Source organism: Curtobacterium sp. P97 (assembly GCF_023712445.1).
Classification (GTDB): domain Bacteria; phylum Actinomycetota; class Actinomycetes; order Actinomycetales; family Microbacteriaceae; genus Curtobacterium.
Genome location: NZ_JAMAYF010000061.1, coordinates 1 through 481 on the forward strand (window position 1 = coordinate 1; position 481 = coordinate 481).

Here is a 481-nt window from a genome sequence, read left to right on the forward strand (position 1 = left end):
TGCCGGCGCTGGGCGAGAGCGTCACCGAGGGCACCGTCACCCGGTGGCTCAAGGCCGAGGGCGACACCGTCGAGGTCGACGAGCCGCTGCTCGAGGTCTCCACCGACAAGGTCGACACCGAGATCCCCTCCCCCGCGGCGGGCACGCTCACGAAGATCCTGGTCGGCGAGGACGAGACCGTCGAGGTCGGCGCGCAGCTGGCCGTCATCGGCGGTGGCTCCGGTGGCTCCGGCGGCGGTTCGGCCCCCGCCGCGGCCGAGCCCGCGCGGGAGGCCCCGAAGCAGGAGGCCCCGAAGCAGGAGGCCCCGAAGCAGGAGCAGGCCCAGCCGACCCCGGTCGAGGCCGAGACCGACAACGCCACCCCGGGCGGCGACTACGGCTCCAGCGGGGCGCTGCCCGCTGGTTCGCCCACGTCGCAGCCGGCACCGCAGGTCGCGCCCCAGGCGCCGGCCGCTGCGCCGGCCTCCTCGTCGCCGTCGTC

The 481-nt window shown here is 76.7% G+C and carries 1 protein-coding gene; it reads left to right on the plus strand.

Going from position 1 to position 481, the window contains the following annotated elements; genetic code table 11:
- Positions 1–481, plus strand: a 481-nt coding sequence (locus tag M3677_RS16925; protein ID WP_285844918.1) for a biotin/lipoyl-containing protein, incomplete at both ends; no start/stop codon positions are given.